A 17413-nucleotide genomic window follows, 5' to 3' on the forward strand; every position below is an offset into this window, starting at 1 on the left:
CTGCGATCTTTTGATCTATGTTTTTTACCGTATTTGATGTTTATGCAGCAGCCGATAAAACGTCGGCCGCGAAACCCCGAGCACTTTGGCCGCAACGCTAAGATTGTCACTGTGCCGGTTCAACACATCGCACAACGCCTGACGTTCAGCGCGGGTCTTGTAGTCCTCCAGCGTCCCCATCGGCGTGGCGATCGACTGCTGACTGATCAAGCCCAGATCACGCGCCTCAATCTGCCGACCTTCTGCCAGAACCAGACCGCGACGCACACGGTTGGCCAGTTCGCGCACATTCCCGGGCCAATCATGTTTACCCATCGCAATCAGCGCATCCTCACTGAAACTGCGCGGACGACGCCCGGTTTCATGGCTGTAGAAATGCGAAAAGTGGTTGGCCAGCATCGACAGATCGCCGTGCCGTTCACGCAACGGCGCAGTCACGACTTGCAGCACATTGAGCCGGTAGTACAGGTCTTCACGAAAACGTTTTTTCTCGATGGCGGCCTCAAGATCGACGTGGGTCGCCGCCAATACCCGCACGTCAACGGGGATAGGCTGACTGCCGCCCACGCGCTCGATGTGTTTTTCCTGTAGGAAGCGCAGCAGGTTGGCTTGCAACTCCAGCGGCAGATCACCGATTTCATCGAGAAACAACGTGCCACCGTTGGCCGCTTCAATACGCCCGACCTTACGCTGATGAGCGCCGGTAAACGCGCCCTTTTCGTGACCAAACAGCTCGGACTGGATCAAGTGCTCGGGAATCGCCCCGCAGTTGATCGCCACAAACGGCTTGCTGTGGCGCTGGGACTGACGATGCAGCGTACGCGCCACCAGTTCTTTACCGGTGCCGCTTTCACCGCGAATCAACACGGGCGATTCGGTCGGCGCCAGTTTGCTCAGCAGCTTGCGCAATTCGCGGATCGGTCTGCTGTCACCCAGCAGTTCATGCTCGGGCTGATCGACGTGAATCGTGCCCTGCCCGCGCAAGCGCGCCATGCCGAACGCACGGCCGAGGGTAACCTGCACCCGCGATACGTCGAACGGCAAGGTATGGAAATCGAAAAACCATTCGCAGACGAAGTCACCGACGTTCTGCAAACGCAGGACTTCCTGATTGAGCACAGCGATCCATTCGGTACCGCTGCGGCTGATCAGTTCCTTGACGGCTTCGGGGCGTTCGAGGTGAAAAGGCTGCAAACGCAGCAAGCCGACATCACAACTGCGGTCGGCGGCGTTTTCCAGAGTACAACTGTCGACATCCCATCCTATTGCGCGCAAACCGGGCAATAAGCGGTGACAGTCGTCGCAAGGGTCGACTACCAATAAACGTCTTAACGCAGGCGCTTCGCTCATGACTGTTCCTTGGCGCCAAATATTAGAAATGATTGTAAAAACAGTCATTTGGCAGACCCGACTGTAACATTAGCAAGATTTTGACAGCGCCTTGTATCGATTGCTTATAGGTGTACAAGTAAATTCGTTATATGTATCTGCTTGGTTAGTTAGCTATCGACTTAATCACTGGCAAAGACCTTTCAACAAGCTTTCAAAAACTCTCGAAAAACCGAGCCGATGAAAGAAAGTTGAAATTTCTTTGTTTCGAGTGTGACCTGCTCCCGGGTTGCGTGCATCAGTACAAGTAACCAGCCGAACGGTAAGCCCAACCGACGGCACATCACTTGATTGGGCACTAAAGAGAGAAGACCCCATGACCGCCCCGCTCCGTATCAACGAAGCTCTTTTGATTGCCAACCGCGCGTTCAAACCTTTCCAATGCGTGGCCTGGGCCCCACAAGACGGTAATGGCGAACTGAACCTGACCGTCCTCGATCGCACCAACTTGCACATCGGCCGCAAACAGATTCCACGCAGCGCCTACTCCGATCCGGCGCAACTGGAGCAACTGTTGCAACAGGCCCGCGCAGAACTGAGCGAAGAAGGTTACGCGCTGCAATCCTGGTCGATGTCGCACTGACGGCCGTACGCTGCGGATGACATTAACGTCATCCGCCCGCCGCTTGTTAGTTACTGTTTCTGATTAGCCCCCCGTTACATTTGTGCAACTTTTCGCAGCGCAGATCCGCTTAACTGCTTGGCAGGCTTGCTATTGGTTCGAAAAGACACTGTTCTGGCACAGTGTGACCTCCCACCTGTTAGTTCTTACAGTTGTACTTCTTGTTGTTCAGGTTTTGAATGTTTCGCTCATGCAGTTACCACCGGTTTCCCGGTCACGGTCAACTCGCAAGGAGATGCGTGCATGTCCACCCTGAACGCCTTTGCGCTGCCGACGTTTTTGAATAATGCCGGTCAACTCGACAAATCATTTGCTGCCACCGGAGTGGCTCAGGTGTATTTCGCCGGCAGTCTGTCCAGCCTGACTCAGGATGTCGCGCTCGACGCGCAGGGGCGGATTCTGGTTGCCGCCAAGGTCGGTGTCGCTGCGGGCAGCCGCTTCGGCTTGGCGCGTCTGCTGACGGATGGCTCTGCCGATCTGTGCTTTGGTGAGCAAGGCAGCGTGATCGATACATTTGCCCCGGGCTTCGAAGCCATGGCCGGCAAAGTACAGGCGCTGCCCGATGGACGAATCCTGTTGGCGGGCCTGCATTATGAAAACACTCATCGCACCCTGCCCGCTCTTGCCCTGTTTGATGCGCAAGGCAAACCTGATCAAACCTTCGGCGAGAATGGCCGCCAGGTGATCCGTCTGCCGGGAGATTTGTCCATGGGTACCCGCGACAGCTGGCTGCCGCCTGGCGTACCGGGCGCCGAAGCCTGCGATTTCGCCGTACAGGACGACGGGCACATTCTGCTGATCGCCAACCACCACTTTGAGCTTGCCGACCACGCCGGCATGCTGATTCGTCTCAAGCCTGACGGCAGCCTGGATGACACCTTCAACGGTCGCGGTTTCGTGATGATCCGCCAACTGCTGCTCAATACCTGGCTCAGCAGGCTGATGCTGCAGAAGGACGGCCGAATTGTCGTGGGCGGCTCGATCGATTTTCCCCAGGAAGGCCTGTTGGCGCGTTATCTGCCCAATGGCTGTCTGGATGAACGCTTCGCGGTGGACGGTTTTATGGCGTTCAAGGCCCACGGCAAAAGCGCTCAGGTCAGTCAGATCCTCGAATCCGCAGACGCCCTGCACTGTTTCGGCAGCAGCCACGACCCGATCCGTTGCCTGGCGTTCACCCTGCATCACAATGGCCGGGCGGATTTGCGCCGCAATGACGGCCAGCCGCAACTGTTGGAAATTGGCCCCAGCGGCTGTCAATGGAGCGCCGCCCAGTGCATGGCGGACGGACGGATCATCGCGGTGGGCGCCACCATTGGCGGCGTCGAGGCGGATTTCATTGTCGCCCGCTATTGCGCAGACGGGCGCCTTGACCAAAGTTTCGGTGAGGGCCGCGGCTGGTTGCGTACTCGCCTGGGGCGCAGCCTCGACACGGCAAATTCACTGGCCGTGCAAACGGACGACGCCATTCTAGTGGGGGGCTATTCGCTGGATGGCAACTACCGGGCGATGGTCGCGCGGTATCTCAATCTATAAACCCCACTTCCAGACCGGCAGCTCCTACACGGAGCCGTGTTCGCGTGGTTACAACTTGAATTTATTTGACACATCCGGCAACTTGCGCCCTTCTTAAAAACAAGGAGCAATCGATGTCCGGTTCAATGGCCCAGGCGTTCGCGCAAAATTTTCTCGGGCACTCGCCACGCTGGTACAAGGCGACCATCGTCGGATTTCTGATCCTTAATGCTGTCGTGCTGTTCACGGTGGGTCCGGTCGCGGCTGGCTGGTTGCTGGTGATCGAGTTCATCTTCACCCTGGCCATGGCGCTCAAGTGCTATCCGTTGATGCCCGGCGGTTTGCTGTTGATCGAAGCCCTGCTGCTGAAGATGACCACGCCGCAGGCGCTCTACGATGAACTGGTGCACAACTTCCCGGTGATCCTGCTGCTGATGTTCATGGTGGCCGGCATTTACTTCATGAAGGATCTGCTGTTGTTTCTGTTCTCGCGACTGTTATTGGGGGTGCGCTCCAAAGCGGTACTGTCGCTGATGTTCTGCTTTCTATCGGCTTTTCTCTCGGCGTTTCTGGATGCATTGACAGTCACTGCGGTGATCATCAGCGCGGCGGTCGGTTTTTACTCGGTCTACCATCGGGTGGCGTCGGGCAACGATCCGCGCCAGGACAGCGGCTTCAGTGACGACCAACACCTGCCGACACTTCATCACGATGATCTGAATCAGTTTCGCGCGTTCCTGCGCAGCCTGTTGATGCACGGTGCAGTCGGCACGGCGCTCGGCGGCGTCTGCACGCTGGTAGGCGAGCCACAGAACCTGTTGATCGGCCACGAAATGGGCTGGCACTTCGGTGAGTTTTTCCAAAAGGTCGCGCCGGTGTCGCTGCCAGTGCTGGCGGCAGGCCTGGTCACCTGCGTACTGCTGGAGAAACTGCGCTGGTTCGGCTACGGCACGCTGCTGCCGGATAATGTTCGTGCGGTGCTGGCCAATTACGCTGCCGAAGACAATGCCGAACGCACCCCGCGCCAACGCGCAGCGCTGCTGGTGCAAGGCGCTGCGGCGCTGATCCTGATTGGCTGTCTGGCGTTCCATCTGGCCGAAGTCGGCCTGATCGGCTTGATGGTGATTGTGCTGATCACCGCATTTACCGGGATCACCGATGAGCACCGTCTCGGCAGTGCGTTCAAGGACGCCATGCCGTTTACCGCGCTGCTGGTGGTGTTCTTTGCCGTGGTCGCGGTGATTCACGATCAACAGCTGTTTGTCCCGCTGATCGAGTGGGTGCTGGCGCTGCCGATCGATCAGCAACCGGGCATGTTGTTCATTGCCAACGGCCTGCTCTCGGCGATCAGCGATAACGTTTTCGTTGCGACGATTTACATCACCGAAGTGAAACAGGCATTCCTTGCCGGGCACATGAGCCGCGAGCATTTCGAGACGCTGGCGATTGCAATCAACACCGGCACCAACCTGCCAAGCGTGGCCACACCGAATGGCCAGGCAGCGTTTCTGTTCCTGCTGACGTCGGCGATTGCACCGTTGGTGCGCCTGTCGTACGGGCGGATGGTGTGGATGGCGTTGCCGTACACCGTGGTGATGGGCCTGCTGGGCTGGTACGCCGTGAGTTACTGGCTGTAACCAGCACTGAATAAACCTGTGGGAGCGAGCCTGCTCGCGAAGAGGGTGTGTCAGACAACAGATTAGTTGAATGACACACCGCTTTCGCGAGCAGGCTCGCTCCCACATTTGTTTTGGGGTGAATTCAGCGCGGCAGGATGTACTTGTCGATCGCCTGCGCTACGCCGTCTTCCGTGTTCGGCGCGGTCACCACGTCAGCCTGACGCTTCACCGCCTCCTCCGCCTGCCCCATGGCAATCGACAACCCCGCGCAATTGAACATCGCCGGGTCATTACCACCATCACCAATCGCCGCCGTCTGCTCCAGCGGGATACCAAGGTGCGCGGCAATGGTCGCCAGTGCGGTGCCTTTGTTGGCTTCCAGCGCCGTGACGTCCAGATATACCGGTTGCGAGCGCGAGACCTGCGCCATGCCATTGACCTTGGGCAGCAAACGCGCCTCCAGCTCAATCAGCAACTCAGTGTTGTTGCTGGTCGCAACGATCTTGTCGATGCGTTCGAGATACGGTTCGAAGCTCTCGACCACCACTGGCGGATAACCGAGGCCGTGCTGCTCGCGTGGCACCATCGGCCCATGTGGATCCTTGACCAGCCAGTCGCCGCCACTGAACACCCAGATTTCGACATCCGGTTGATCGGCAAACGTCGCCAGTGCAATCAGCGCGGTGGTCGCCGGCAGGTAATGGGCGACGAGCAAACTACCGTCCGGGTTGACGATCGTGCCGCCATTGAACGCCGCCGTCGGCAGATCGACGCCCAAGGCCTCGATCTGCTGCAACATGGCTTTCGGCGGGCGCCCGGTGGCGAGGCTGAACAGCACGCCCGCTTCACGCAGCGAACGCACCGCATCGAGGGTGCGCTGGCTCAGTGTGTGATCGGGCAGCAACAGCGTGCCGTCCATGTCGCTGAGCAGAAAACGGATCGGTTGTTTCGGCACGTCACTCATCCGAGGCCATGCCAGACGCGGCCATCGCGAGTCAGCAGATCTTCGGTGGCCTGCGGGCCATCTTCTCCAGCGGCGTAACCCTGGACACTCGCGTCCTGCTGCCAGGCATCCAGGAACGGTTGCACTGCACGCCAGCCGTTCTCGATGTTGTCGGCGCGCTGGAACAGCGTCTGATCGCCCGTCAGGCAGTCATAGATCAGCGTTTCGTAGCCGGTCGAGGGCTGCATTTCGAAGAAGTCTTTGTAGGCAAACCCAAGCTCGATGTTGGCCATGTTCAGCGCCGGCCCCGGGCGCTTGGCCAGTAGGTCGAACCACATGCCCTCGTTGGGCTGAATCTGGATGCGCAGGTAGGTCGGCTGTAACTCGTCGACTTCGGTGTCGCGGAACTGCGCATAAGGCGCCGGTTTGAAGCAGATGACGATCTCGGTGTCGCGCACACTCATACGCTTGCCGGTGCGCAGGTAAAACGGCACGCCGACCCAACGCCAGTTGTCGATCATCACCTTCAGCGCGACATAGGTTTCCGTGCTGCTGTCCGGCGCGACGTTGGCTTCCTGGCGATAACCGGCCAATGTCTTGCCACCGACTTCACCGGCGCTGTACTGGCCGCGTACCGAGTTGGCCCGCGCCTCTTCCACCGTCCACGGACGGATCGCGCCGACCACCTTGGCTTTCTCGCCGCGTACCGCATCGGCGCCGAACGCCGCCGGAGGTTCCATGGCAACCATGGCCAGCAACTGGAACAGGTGATTGGGCACCATGTCGCGCAGTGCACCGGTGTGTTCGTAAAAACTGCCACGGGTTTCGACACCGACGGTTTCGGCGGCGGTGATCTGTACGTGGTCGATGTAATGATTGTTCCAGAACGCCTCGAACAGGCTGTTGGAAAACCGGCTGACCAGAATGTTCTGCACGGTCTCCTTGCCCAGGTAGTGGTCGATCCGATAGATCTGCTTTTCCGACATCACCTTAAGCAGGCAGGCGTTCAATGCTTCAGCGGTTTGCAGATCGGAGCCGAACGGCTTCTCGATCACCACCCGTCTGAACGCTTCGGGGGTTTCTTCAAGCAAACCGGCGCTACCGAGTCGGCGCACCACCTCACTGAAGAAACGTGGCGCGGTGGCCAGGTAGAACACCGCATTGCCAGTGCCGCTGTCGGCGATTTTCGCCGCCAGCGCTGAATACGTGCTGTCGTCCAGAAAGTCGCCCTGGACGTAGCTGATACCTTTGGCAAGCTTGGCCCACAAGGCTGGATCAAGCATCTGATCGCCCTTGCCGACCTTCGCCGCCACTTCGGTACGGATGAAGTCTTCGAGCTTTTGCGCGAAGGCTTCATCGGTAATGGCGTTGTGGTCAACGCCAACGATCCGCAGGTTCTCGTCAAGCAAGCCGTCGCGACTGAGGTTGTACAGCGCCGGCATCAGCAAGCGCTTGACCAGGTCGCCGTGGGCACCGAACAGAAACAGCGTGGTCGGTGGTGCGGGTTCTGCCTTGGATTTCCTGCGGATCGTATGGGTCATTTCTTCGGTGTCTCCACATGGCCGCCGAAGCCGAAGCGCTGGGCCGAAAGAATCTTGTCACCGAACGTGCCCTGACCGCGCGAGCGGTAGCGCGAGAACAGCGAATTGGACAGCACCGGCACCGGCACCGCTTGTTCCATGGCCGCTTCGATGGTCCATTGGCCTTCGCCACTGTCGGCGACAGAACCGGAGAAACCGTCGAGCTTCGGATCGCTGGCCAGCGCGTCAGCCGTCAGGTCGAGCAACCACGACGACACCACGCTGCCACGACGCCAGACTTCAGCAATGTCGGCCACGTTCAGGTCGAAACGCTGATCTTCCGGCAAGCGCTCGCTGGACTTGGTCTTGAGAATGTCGAAGCCTTCAGCGAAGGCCGCCATCATGCCGTACTCGATGCCGTTGTGGATCATCTTGACGAAGTGCCCGGCACCGGCAGGACCGGCGTGGATGTAGCCGTGCTCGGCGCGGTGGTCATCGGACTTGCGATCCTTGGTGCGCGGGATGTCACCCATGCCTGGCGCCAGGGCGGCGAACAACGGGTCAAGACGGCTGACGGTCTCGGCATCGCCGCCGATCATCATGCAGTAGCCGCGCTCCAGGCCCCAGACGCCGCCGGAGGTGCCGACGTCGATGTAGTGCAGGCCTTTCTCGGCCAGAGTCTTGGCCCGGCGGATGTCATCCTTATAGTTGGTGTTGCCGCCGTCGATGATGGTGTCTCCGGCTTCCAGCAAGGTGCTCAGGGTGTTGATGGTGTCTTCGGTCGGCGCGCCGGCCGGCAGCATGACCCATACGGCACGCGGCTTGGCCAGGCCAGCAACCAGTGCCGGCAAGTCGGCAACGCCGGTAGATCCCTCGGCGACCAGGTTGTCGATGAAAGCGGTATTGCGGTCGTAAACAACGGTGGTGTGACCGTTGAGCATCAGGCGCCGCGCAATATTACCGCCCATGCGGCCCAGTCCAATAATCCCGAGTTGCATGTGCTGATGCTCCTTACTACAAATAAATGTGTGTCAAAGGTTATAGCCCAACGCGACTAATGGAGGTTAGTCCAGAGCGTCGAGGTGAAGTTTCCGGGCATTGTGCCCGATCCAGACAGATAACGCCTCGAATCGTGCCGAAGACACACCGACCATGAAAAATAAAAAAGTTCCATTCACAGCCAAAAGAAACCAAAATTGGCGCCGATAGTAAGTCAGCCACCCGCAATCGGGGGCGATTTACAGTTGAGACACGCCATTTGCGAGGTGAGCAATGGGCACAGTACACACAGCAATGCCGCCACAAACCCTGTACGTGACAATCCGTCGCGATGAATTGCGCCAGTTGAAAGACGAGCGCGACCAACTGAAACAGGAATTGGCGCAACTGCGCGCGATGACACTGGGTGCTCAGCCCAAGCCGCTGCCGGTTGTTCAGCGCCACCCGCACGCCTGATCTCCCCCGCCTGATTCGGGAACAGCACTCGCGGTTCCCGACACGCTGTACTTGTGACCGCTTGCGCACTGACAAGAGCGGTGATTAACAAAACTTTCACATTCGCTTCGTAATACTCCGCCTCCATTCTGGCCGTACCTGCGCGTGCGGCCTTTGTTCGTCGGCTCCATGGATGTTCCGGCGGTGGTTGTAACGAGACAGCTGGAGCGCCAAATGGCATTGTTCAAACGCAGCAAAACGACTGCGGCAGGTTTCGACTGGGCCGGCCTACTCTGGCTTTTTGTGTTCTTCTGGTACTTTTCCGGCATTACCCAACTGCTGATTCAGATTACCGGCACCTCCGGTTTCAGCGGGTTCCGCCAGGCGTTCTTCATGAGCGCACTCTGGCTGGCACCGATGCTGCTATTCCCCAAGCGCACCAAACTGCTGGCCGCCGTGATCGGCGTCGTGCTGTGGGCCTGCTCGATGGCCAGCCTGGGTTACTTCTTCATTTATCAGCAGGAATTCTCCCAGAGCGTCATCTTCATCATGTTCGAGTCGAACGTGTCCGAAGCCGGCGAGTACATGACCCAGTACTTCGCCTGGTGGATGGTGCCGGCGTTCCTTGCGCATACCGCATTCGCCTACTTCCTGTGGACGCGCCTGCGCCCGGTGTACATGCCGCGTGGCCGCGCCATGGTCGCCGCCGCAGCCATCGTGATTGCCGTGGTCGGCTATCCACTGGTCAAGCAGACCCTGCGCATGGGCAACTTCGCTCAAGGCTTCGAGAAGTTCGAGACCCGCATCGAACCGGCGGTGCCATGGCAAATGGCGGTGGCTTACCACCGTTATCTCGATACGCTGGCCGACATGCAGGGCATGCTGCACAGCGCGAGCAAGATTCCACCGCTGCATAACCTCAAGAATGCGTCGGCCAATGAGCCTTCGACGCTGGTGCTGGTGATCGGCGAGTCGACCAACCGTCAGCGCATGAGCCTTTACGGTTATCAACGCAACACCACGCCGGAACTGGACAAGCTCAAGGATCAGCTCGCGGTGTTCGACAACGTCGTCACCCCTCGCCCGTACACCATCGAGGCGTTGCAGCAGGTCCTGACTTTTGCCGACGAAGAACACCCGGATCTGTACCTGTCGACGCCGTCGCTGGTCAGCATGATGAAACAGGCAGGCTACAAGACCTTCTGGATCACCAATCAGCAGACCATGACCAAGCGCAACACCATGCTCACGACGTTTTCCGAGCAGGCTGACGAGCAGGTTTACCTGAACAACAACCGCAACCAGAACGCCGCCCAGTACGACGGCGATGTGATCGAGCCGTTCAACAAAGCCCTGACTGATGCTGCACCGCGCAAATTGATCGTTGTCCATCTGCTCGGCACGCACATGAGCTATCAGTACCGTTACCCGCCGACCTTCGACAAGTTCCAGGATCGAAATGGCGTCCCGGCCGGCGTACGTGATGATCAGGTGCCAACCTACAACAGCTATGACAACGCCGTGCTGTACAACGACTTTGTGGTGTCGAGCCTGATCAAGGATTACGCCAAGTCCGATCCTAACGGCTTCCTGCTGTACCTTTCGGACCACGGTGAAGATGTGTTCGACTCGGTCGGCCACAGCACACTGGGCCGTAACGAGAACAAACCGACGGCACCGATGTACACCATTCCGTTCATGGCCTGGGCGTCGCCGAAATGGAAGGCCAACCATGACTGGAACTTCGCCGGTGATCTTGACCGCCCGTACAGCAGCTCGCACCTGATTCACACCTGGGCAGACATGGCCGGTTTGAGTTTCGACGAGCTGGACCGCAGCAAGAGCGTGGTCAGCGACAGCTTCAAACAACGGCCATTGCTGATCGGTGATCCGTACCAGACCGAACAGCGTGCGCTGATCGACTTCAGCCTGATGAAGCCGAGAAAGCCTGACCCCGCACCCGCAGGCGTCGCGCAAAAGTAACACTGAGAAGGGGCCGAAAACGGCCCCTTTTTTCATGCCCGCAACATCGTCAAATAATAATGTTTCGCGTTTGATACTAAATCTCAGGCTCTCGCCTCGTCTTTGAACAAACGGATTTTTTCCCTCGAAGACAAGGAGTCGGCTGCGATGTTCGCGCCCATCACCCGTTCCATGACCCTCACGCTAGGCCTTTGTGGTGCAGCCCTGAGCCCCGATCTGCTGGCTGAATCCGCAGCGGAAAAGCCGCCGGAGCCTGCCGCCCCGGCACTTGAGCTGGCATCGACCAGCGTCACCGCCCAGGGTCTGGGCACCACCACTGAAAATAGCAACGCCTATACCACCGGCGCCATGAGCACCGCGACGCGAATGAACCTGTCGATCAAGGAAACCCCGCAATCGGTGTCCGTGGTGACGCGTCAGCAAATGGATGATTTCAAGCTCGGTACATTGTCCGAGGCCATGAGCCAGACCACCGGCGTGGTCGTGCAGCACATGGACTCGGACCGGGTCAGCTATTCGGCGCGCGGTTACTCGATCAACAACTTCCAGATCGACGGGATGCTCAACACCTTCGATCGCATGAAGACCGATGCCGACACGATCATTTACGACCGCATCGAAGTGGTCCGCGGCGCCACCGGCCTGACCACAGGCGCGGGCGATCCGTCCGCGACCATCAACATGGTGCGCAAGCGCCCGACCGCGCAGGGGCAGGCATTAGCCGGCGTCAGCGGCGGCAGCTATGACGATTACTACAGCTATGTCGATGTGGGTGGGCCGCTGGCCTTCGACGGTCGCTTGCGTGGGCGTACGGTGCTGGCCTACCGCGACAGTCAGTCGTTCCGCGATCACTACGCACTGCAACGTGAGGTCGGTTACGGGATTCTGGAGGCAGACCTGACCGATTCCACGGTGTTGGCGGTGGGTTATGACTATCAGGACAAACAGGTTCAGGGCACGGCGTGGGGCACACTGCCCTACTGGAATGCCGACGGCAGCAAGGCCAGGCTCAGCCGCTCGACGAATATGGCGACATCGTGGAGTTCATGGCCGCTCAAGGATAAAACCGCGTTCGCCACTCTTGATCAGGAATTAGCCGGAGGATGGCGCCTTAAAGCCGCGTACACCCATCGCCAAAGCGATGTAGACGGCAAGGTCTATTATGGCGGTGGCGGCTTTCCCGAGGCTGATCGCAGCGGCATGCAAGCCTACACCTCGCACATGATCGGCACGCAGAAGATGAGCGTCTATGACTTCAATATCTCCGGCCCTTACTCGTTGCTCGGCCGCGAGCACGAAATGATGTTCGGCTATGGCGAAGCCGAACACCGCTCCTACTCGCCCAAGACCTTCGATGGCCCGGTTCCGGACGACTACGGCAAGATTCGTGACTGGAAGTACATGGGTAACATCGCCAAGTTTCCCGATACCGTCAGCGACCTCACCGGCTCAAGGGGCAACACCCGCCAGAAGGCCGGTTACCTCGCGACCCGCCTGAGCCTCAGCGACGAATTGCATGCGGTGATTGGCAGCCGTTATGGCAGCTGGGAAGGCGAAAACACCGATTATTACTATGACAACAACCGGCAATTGACCCGTGTCGATGCTACTAGTCAAAAACAGAACGACATCTGGACGCCCTACGCCGGCCTGCTCTATGACTTGACCCCGGAATACACCGTTTACGTCAGTTACACCGATATTTTCAAACCGCAAGGCAACCGCGACAGCAACCGTAAATACCTCGAGCCGGTGGTGGGCAGCAACTACGAACTGGGACTCAAGGGCAGTTTGCTGGAAGAGCGTCTAAACGTTGCCACGGCGTTGTTCTGGAGCAAGCAAGACAATGTCGCCGAGCGTGACAACTCCGTGCCGCCCGATCCCGTCACCGGAGAGGAGTTCTACAAATCCGGCGGCAAGGGCAACAAGGTCAATGGCTTCGAGGCCGAAGTCTCCGGTGAAATCAGCGACGGCTGGAACATGACCGCTGGCTACACCTACACCCATTCGGTCAACGGCGAGAAGCAGCGCACCAATGAAAACCAGCCGTTGAACATGCTGCGCGTGTCCACGGCGTACCGCTTGCCGGGCGACTGGCAGGCATTGACCGTGGGCGGCGCAGTCAATTGGCAAAGTAGCATCTATGGCGATTCGGCTCGCCCGATCGGCCGCGATGCGGCTGGTGATTTCATTACCGAGAACACGCGGATCAATCAGGGCGGCTACACCGTGGTCAAGTTGATGTCGCGCTACGCTATCGACAAAAACCTCTCGGCCTCGCTGAACGTCGACAACCTGTTCGACACGAAATATTACGAGAATGTCGGCTTTTACAACGGTGTGTTCTGGGGCGATCCGCGCACGGTGACGTTGAGTCTCGACTGGAAGCTCTGACCCCTTCTCCTCTGACGCGGTGCGCCTGATGCGCACCGCGCCTGTCAGTTAACGCCTCGCAACATGCTGCAAAAACTACACTGAACGGGCGTTAACCCCGAGTTAATTCCTGTCGCACAGACTCGCTTCCGAGATCTGCTTCATGGACGAACGGCTCCCACTTGTTCAGTAGGAGGCACCATGAAAATCACTACCGCAATCCTTGCCGGGGTATTTGCCCTGGGTTCTGCCAGCGTCTTCGCCGAAGGCGGCGCTGAGCGCATGCGTTATTACTACGACAACTTTCCGGTTCACCACGCCCAGAGCGAGCAAAAGAGCGACGCCAACGCGAAAGAAATTCGCGTTCCCGCCGATCAGACGGCGCAGGTGACCGAGTCGTACCGCGACTGAGATTGACCGAGCAACCGATGGACCTCCCATGGCTCCGCTCTGGCCTGGGAGAAGACAGTTTGGGCGCCCTTTTCGGGCGCCTTTTTTTATGCTTAAAGGTTTTTGATCCAGAACAGCATGCGTCCATGATCCGGGTTGAACATGCCGGGGGCGAAGCCGAATTTACCGTAGGCATTTTGTGCAACGTCGTTGCCCTCCAGCACTTCGAGGGTGATCTTGCAGCAACCACGTTGACGGCAAATTTCCTCGACCTTGAGCAGCATTTTCTGGCTCAGGCCCAGACCGCGAAATTTGCTCATCACCGCCACATCGTGGATGTTGACCAGCGGTTTGCAGGCAAACGTCGAAAACCCTTCAAAGCAGTTCACCAACCCCGCCGGCTCACCACCGACAAACGCCAGCACGCTGAAGGCATGCGCTCGGCGCGCCAGCTCTTCGGGCAACCGGCGCAGCAACTCAGGGTCGATCGGATGGCCGCCGCCCATGGGGTCTTCTGCATAATGATTGAGCACGACACCGATGGCCTCGGCATGCACTGGATTGGTATAGCTGGCCTGAAGCACAAGAATTTCTGTGGAATCCATTTCCATCCCCAAACACACAAAAGCCCCGGCGCGCAAAGTGCTTGCTGAAAGGCTGCCCCGACCTTAGCGCGAGCCACCCCGGCTGCGCAAATTCTGTGGCGAGGGAGCTTGCTCCCGCTGGACTGCGCAGCAGGCCCCGCTTTACTCCATAAAAAGCGAGGTCCGCTTCGCGCCCCAGCGGGAGCAAGCTCCCTCGCCACAGGTAGATTTCAGTCAGAGATTTCTCAGTGGCCCCAGATCAGCTCTTCGGTCCAGCCCAGCTCGGCAAAATCTTCGGCGCGTAACGCGGCCTCGCCTGCGCAGAAAAACTCGTCCAGTTGCGGTGGTTTTACCGGCGTATCGCTGAGCATCGCGTGAACCTGGCCACGATGATGGACCTGGTGCTCGAACAGGTGCGAAAGCATGCGCAAACGGCTGTCATGCTGCGGTGTATCGCGGGCGATGGTGACGATGCGTGCCAGCTCGGCATCGCGCAGTTGCTCGCAATAAGCAATCAGGCGTCGATCGACATGGGCTTGCTCTTCGCGCAAACTTGCGCCCTCGGTAAACGGTTCGTCGGCGTTGAAAAACACATAGCAGTCAGGATGCGGCTCGGCACCGCGCAACTCCCGTTCCAGCGCATCCACGTAGAACCAGTCGCAGGTGAGAATGTGGTTGAGGGTCAGGCGGATACTCGGAAAAAAATTCACTCGCGGCGCCGCCAGATCGCGCTCGTCGAGTTGCGTCCACGCCTTGGCCAAGCGGTGATTGGCCCAGGCGTTCTGATACGCCATGGTCAACAGATGATGGGACAACGGCTGGGTCATGCGGACGCCCTCTTCAATCACGCTTCGGCAAAACGCTGCAACTGCATCTCCTGCAAACGGCTGAGGGTGCGGCGGAACGGGAATTCCAGATAACCCTCGGTATACAGCGCATCCATGGCCACCTGCGCCTCGATGTACAGCGGCACCTTGCGGTCGTAGCACTCGTCGACCAGTGCGATGAAACGGCGCACACCATCGTCATGGACCGACAACTGCGGTAACTCACGATCACCCGCCACCACTTGTGCGGAGCCGTCTTCGGTGCCGCGCGCGATGCGGCCTTCGCGTTTTTGCGCACTGAGGTTCGGCACTTCGCTCAACAGAATAGCCCGATAGCGATCACACAGCGCGATGAAGTCCATGGCGGCGAACGGTTGCTCGCAGAGGTCGGCGTAGCGACACCAGATAACGCTTTCACTGGCCTGTACCACGTTAAGCACACGATGCCCGACCGGCACTGGTTGCGCGCTGCTCGATTGCCCTGAGGTGAGCACTCGAAAAACCTCTGCCAATGCACTGGCGCCCTGCGGCGCGGCGATAAAGTAGCGTTGCTCGATGGTGCCCGGATGCAGACGATGATCCTCGGCGCCGTTCACCGCGACCACTTGCATATGCGCCTTGATCGCAGCAATCGCCGGAACAAACCGGTCGCGATTGAAGCCATCGGCATACAGATCATCCGGTGGCAGATTGGACGTGCAAACGATCACCACACCTTCGTCGAACATCACCTGAAACAGCCGCCCGAGAATGATCGCATCGCCGATGTCGTTGACGAACAGTTCGTCGAAGCACAACACCCGCACTTCGGCGGCCAGCTCTTTGGCCAGTGCGCGCAGTGGGTCGGCGATCCCGGTCAACTGAAACGAGCGCTGATGCACCCAGCCCATGAAATGATGGAAATGCTGACGCCGGGCCGACACCCGCAGGCTCTGATAAAACTGATCCATCAGCCAGGTCTTGCCGCGCCCCACCGGTCCCCACAGATAAACGCCAGTGACCGAGCGGGCACCGGCGTGCAAGGCTTCGTGGCATTTTTGCAGTGCCCAGACGGCATGTTCCTGAGCTTCATCCTGGATGAAACCCTTGTGTTCGATGGCGTGCTGCCAGGCGCTTAGCGGAGAGTCGAAAGTCATGCGCGGCAGTATGCACGATGCTCCCGGGCCAACATATCCCCCGCCTCGCGTCGCCCGTGTAGGAGCTGCCGCAGGCTGCGGCAGCTCCTACAGGGAGGTTGCGGGGTTCTAGAGGTCGACTTTGTGCCGGGCGGCATAGAGACAAAGCATTTCCATTGCCAGTGTGGCGGCAGCTAACGAAGTGACTTCGGCGTGATCGTATGCCGGTGCCACTTCCACCACGTCCATGCCGACCAGATTGATCCCGCGCAAACCGCCGAGAATTTCCAGCGCCTGCACCGTACTCAACCCGCCGCACACCGGGGTGCCGGTGCCGGGAGCGAACGCCGGATCGAGGCAATCGATGTCGAATGTCAGGTACACCGGGTTATCGCCGACGCGGGCGCGAATCGCTTCGACAATCGCCTCGCAGCCACTGCGATGCACCTGCCGGGCGTCGAGGACTTGAAAGCCCTGATGATCGTCATTGGTGGTGCGCAAACCGATCTGTACCGAGCGCGCCGGATCGACCAGACCCTCGCGTGCCGCGTGCCAGAACATGGTGCCGTGATCGACGCGCTTGCCCTCCTCATCTGGCCAGGTGTCGCTGTGCGCATCGAAGTGGATCAGCGACAGCGTGCCGTGTTTGCGGGCGTGAGCCTTGAGCAGCGGATAACTGATGAAGTGGTCGCCACCGAAAGTCAGCATGGCGCTGCCGGCATTGAGAATGTGCTCGGCGTGGGCCTCGATGCTTTCCGGGATGCTGTGTGGAGAGCCGTAATCGAAATCACAGTCGCCGTAATCGATCACTGCCAGATGATCGAACGGGTCAAAAGCCCATGGCCAGTGGCGTTCCCAGGCAATCCCGCTGGACGCCGCGCGAATCCCGCGTGGCCCGAAACGGGCGCCCGGACGGTTGCTGGTGGCGGTGTCGAACGGTACGCCGCTGACCGCCACGTCGACACCGCGCAGGTCACGGCTATAGCGGCGACGCATGAAACTGGTGATGCCGGCGTAGGTGCTTTCGGCGGCAGTGCCGTACAGGCTGTCACGGGTCAAAGCCTGGTCATTGAGCATGGGCTGATCCACGGTGTGCTCCTTG

Annotated in this window: 15 protein-coding genes; 7 read left to right on the plus strand and 8 right to left on the minus strand. The window is 59.1% G+C overall.

All coding sequences use genetic code 11. The features are described 5' to 3' along the window. Positions 1 to 24 precede the first annotated feature (24 nt). Positions 25 to 1350: a sigma-54 dependent transcriptional regulator gene (locus ACIOWE_RS01740; protein WP_201238242.1), complete on the minus strand. Its 1326-nt coding sequence runs from the start codon at positions 1348 to 1350 to the stop codon at positions 25 to 27. Between the two features lie 355 nt (positions 1351 to 1705). Here ACIOWE_RS01740 and ACIOWE_RS01745 point away from each other — a divergent pair, with 355 nt between their 5' ends. The 3 genes from ACIOWE_RS01745 to nhaB all read left to right on the plus strand — a co-directional run bounded on the left by ACIOWE_RS01745 (position 1706) and on the right by nhaB (position 5160). Continuing rightward, a complete protein-coding gene (locus ACIOWE_RS01745; protein ID WP_401386596.1) occupies positions 1706 to 1972 on the plus strand; it encodes a hypothetical protein in 267 nt (88 codons plus the stop codon). A gap of 282 nt (positions 1973 to 2254) precedes the next feature. After that, positions 2255 to 3544 carry a hypothetical protein gene (locus tag ACIOWE_RS01750; protein ID WP_401386599.1) on the plus strand — a complete coding sequence of 430 codons (1290 nt, stop codon included), beginning with the start codon at positions 2255 to 2257 and terminating at the stop codon, positions 3542 to 3544. 113 nt (positions 3545 to 3657) lie between these two features. Beyond that, on the plus strand, positions 3658 to 5160 hold the full coding sequence (nhaB, locus tag ACIOWE_RS01755; protein ID WP_401386601.1) for a sodium/proton antiporter NhaB: 1503 nt from the start codon (positions 3658 to 3660) through the stop codon (positions 5158 to 5160). Between the two features lie 124 nt (positions 5161 to 5284). Here the strand turns inward: nhaB and ACIOWE_RS01760 are convergent, their stop codons facing one another. From ACIOWE_RS01760 to gnd, 3 genes are read right to left on the minus strand one after another with little or no spacing between them, the layout of a single operon-like run. After that, positions 5285 to 6106, minus strand: a complete 822-nt coding sequence (locus ACIOWE_RS01760) for an HAD family hydrolase (protein ID WP_401386604.1) — start codon at positions 6104 to 6106, stop codon at positions 5285 to 5287. Next, on the minus strand, positions 6103 to 7626 hold the full coding sequence (zwf, locus tag ACIOWE_RS01765; protein ID WP_401386607.1) for a glucose-6-phosphate dehydrogenase: 1524 nt from the start codon (positions 7624 to 7626) through the stop codon (positions 6103 to 6105). Before zwf ends, ACIOWE_RS01760 begins: the two co-directional genes overlap by 4 nt. Then, complete coding sequence (gnd, locus tag ACIOWE_RS01770) at positions 7623 to 8603, minus strand: phosphogluconate dehydrogenase (NAD(+)-dependent, decarboxylating) (RefSeq protein ID WP_201238248.1); 981 nt, start codon at positions 8601 to 8603, stop codon at positions 7623 to 7625. Before gnd ends, zwf begins: the two co-directional genes overlap by 4 nt. A gap of 274 nt (positions 8604 to 8877) precedes the next feature. Here gnd and ACIOWE_RS01775 point away from each other — a divergent pair, with 274 nt between their 5' ends. The 4 genes from ACIOWE_RS01775 (at position 8878) to ACIOWE_RS01790 (ending at position 13806) form a co-directional block, all read left to right on the plus strand. Continuing rightward, entirely contained in the window at positions 8878 to 9060 is a 183-nt protein-coding gene (locus ACIOWE_RS01775) for a DUF6026 family protein (RefSeq protein ID WP_103302099.1), read from the plus strand. 213 nt (positions 9061 to 9273) lie between these two features. Continuing rightward, a complete protein-coding gene (locus ACIOWE_RS01780) occupies positions 9274 to 11022 on the plus strand; it encodes a phosphoethanolamine transferase CptA (protein WP_401386611.1) in 1749 nt (582 codons plus the stop codon). Positions 11023 to 11169: 147 nt separating this feature from the next. Beyond that, complete coding sequence (locus ACIOWE_RS01785; RefSeq protein ID WP_401386613.1) at positions 11170 to 13416, plus strand: TonB-dependent siderophore receptor; 2247 nt, start codon at positions 11170 to 11172, stop codon at positions 13414 to 13416. 180 nt (positions 13417 to 13596) lie between these two features. Beyond that, on the plus strand, positions 13597 to 13806 hold the full coding sequence (locus ACIOWE_RS01790) for a hypothetical protein (RefSeq protein ID WP_201238251.1): 210 nt from the start codon (positions 13597 to 13599) through the stop codon (positions 13804 to 13806). A gap of 92 nt (positions 13807 to 13898) precedes the next feature. On the opposite strand, the gene ACIOWE_RS01795 is transcribed toward ACIOWE_RS01790, so the two are convergent. The 4 genes from ACIOWE_RS01795 to speB all read right to left on the minus strand — a co-directional run bounded on the left by ACIOWE_RS01795 (position 13899) and on the right by speB (position 17400). Next, positions 13899 to 14390 (minus strand): GNAT family N-acetyltransferase, encoded by a 492-nt coding sequence (locus ACIOWE_RS01795; protein WP_401386616.1) that lies wholly within the window; start codon positions 14388 to 14390, stop codon positions 13899 to 13901. Between the two features lie 224 nt (positions 14391 to 14614). Next, positions 14615 to 15196, minus strand: coding sequence for a DinB family protein (locus ACIOWE_RS01800; RefSeq protein WP_401386619.1), 582 nt, complete (start codon positions 15194 to 15196; stop codon positions 14615 to 14617). 17 nt (positions 15197 to 15213) lie between these two features. Next, on the minus strand, positions 15214 to 16332 hold the full coding sequence (gene zapE / locus ACIOWE_RS01805; RefSeq protein ID WP_401386622.1) for a cell division protein ZapE: 1119 nt from the start codon (positions 16330 to 16332) through the stop codon (positions 15214 to 15216). Positions 16333 to 16440: 108 nt separating this feature from the next. Next, positions 16441 to 17400, minus strand: coding sequence for an agmatinase (gene speB, locus ACIOWE_RS01810; protein WP_201238255.1), 960 nt, complete (start codon positions 17398 to 17400; stop codon positions 16441 to 16443). Positions 17401 to 17413 lie beyond the last annotated feature (13 nt).

The sequence above is a fragment of the Pseudomonas sp. NPDC087598 genome (assembly GCF_044743525.1).
Taxonomy (GTDB): Bacteria; Pseudomonadota; Gammaproteobacteria; order Pseudomonadales; family Pseudomonadaceae; genus Aquipseudomonas.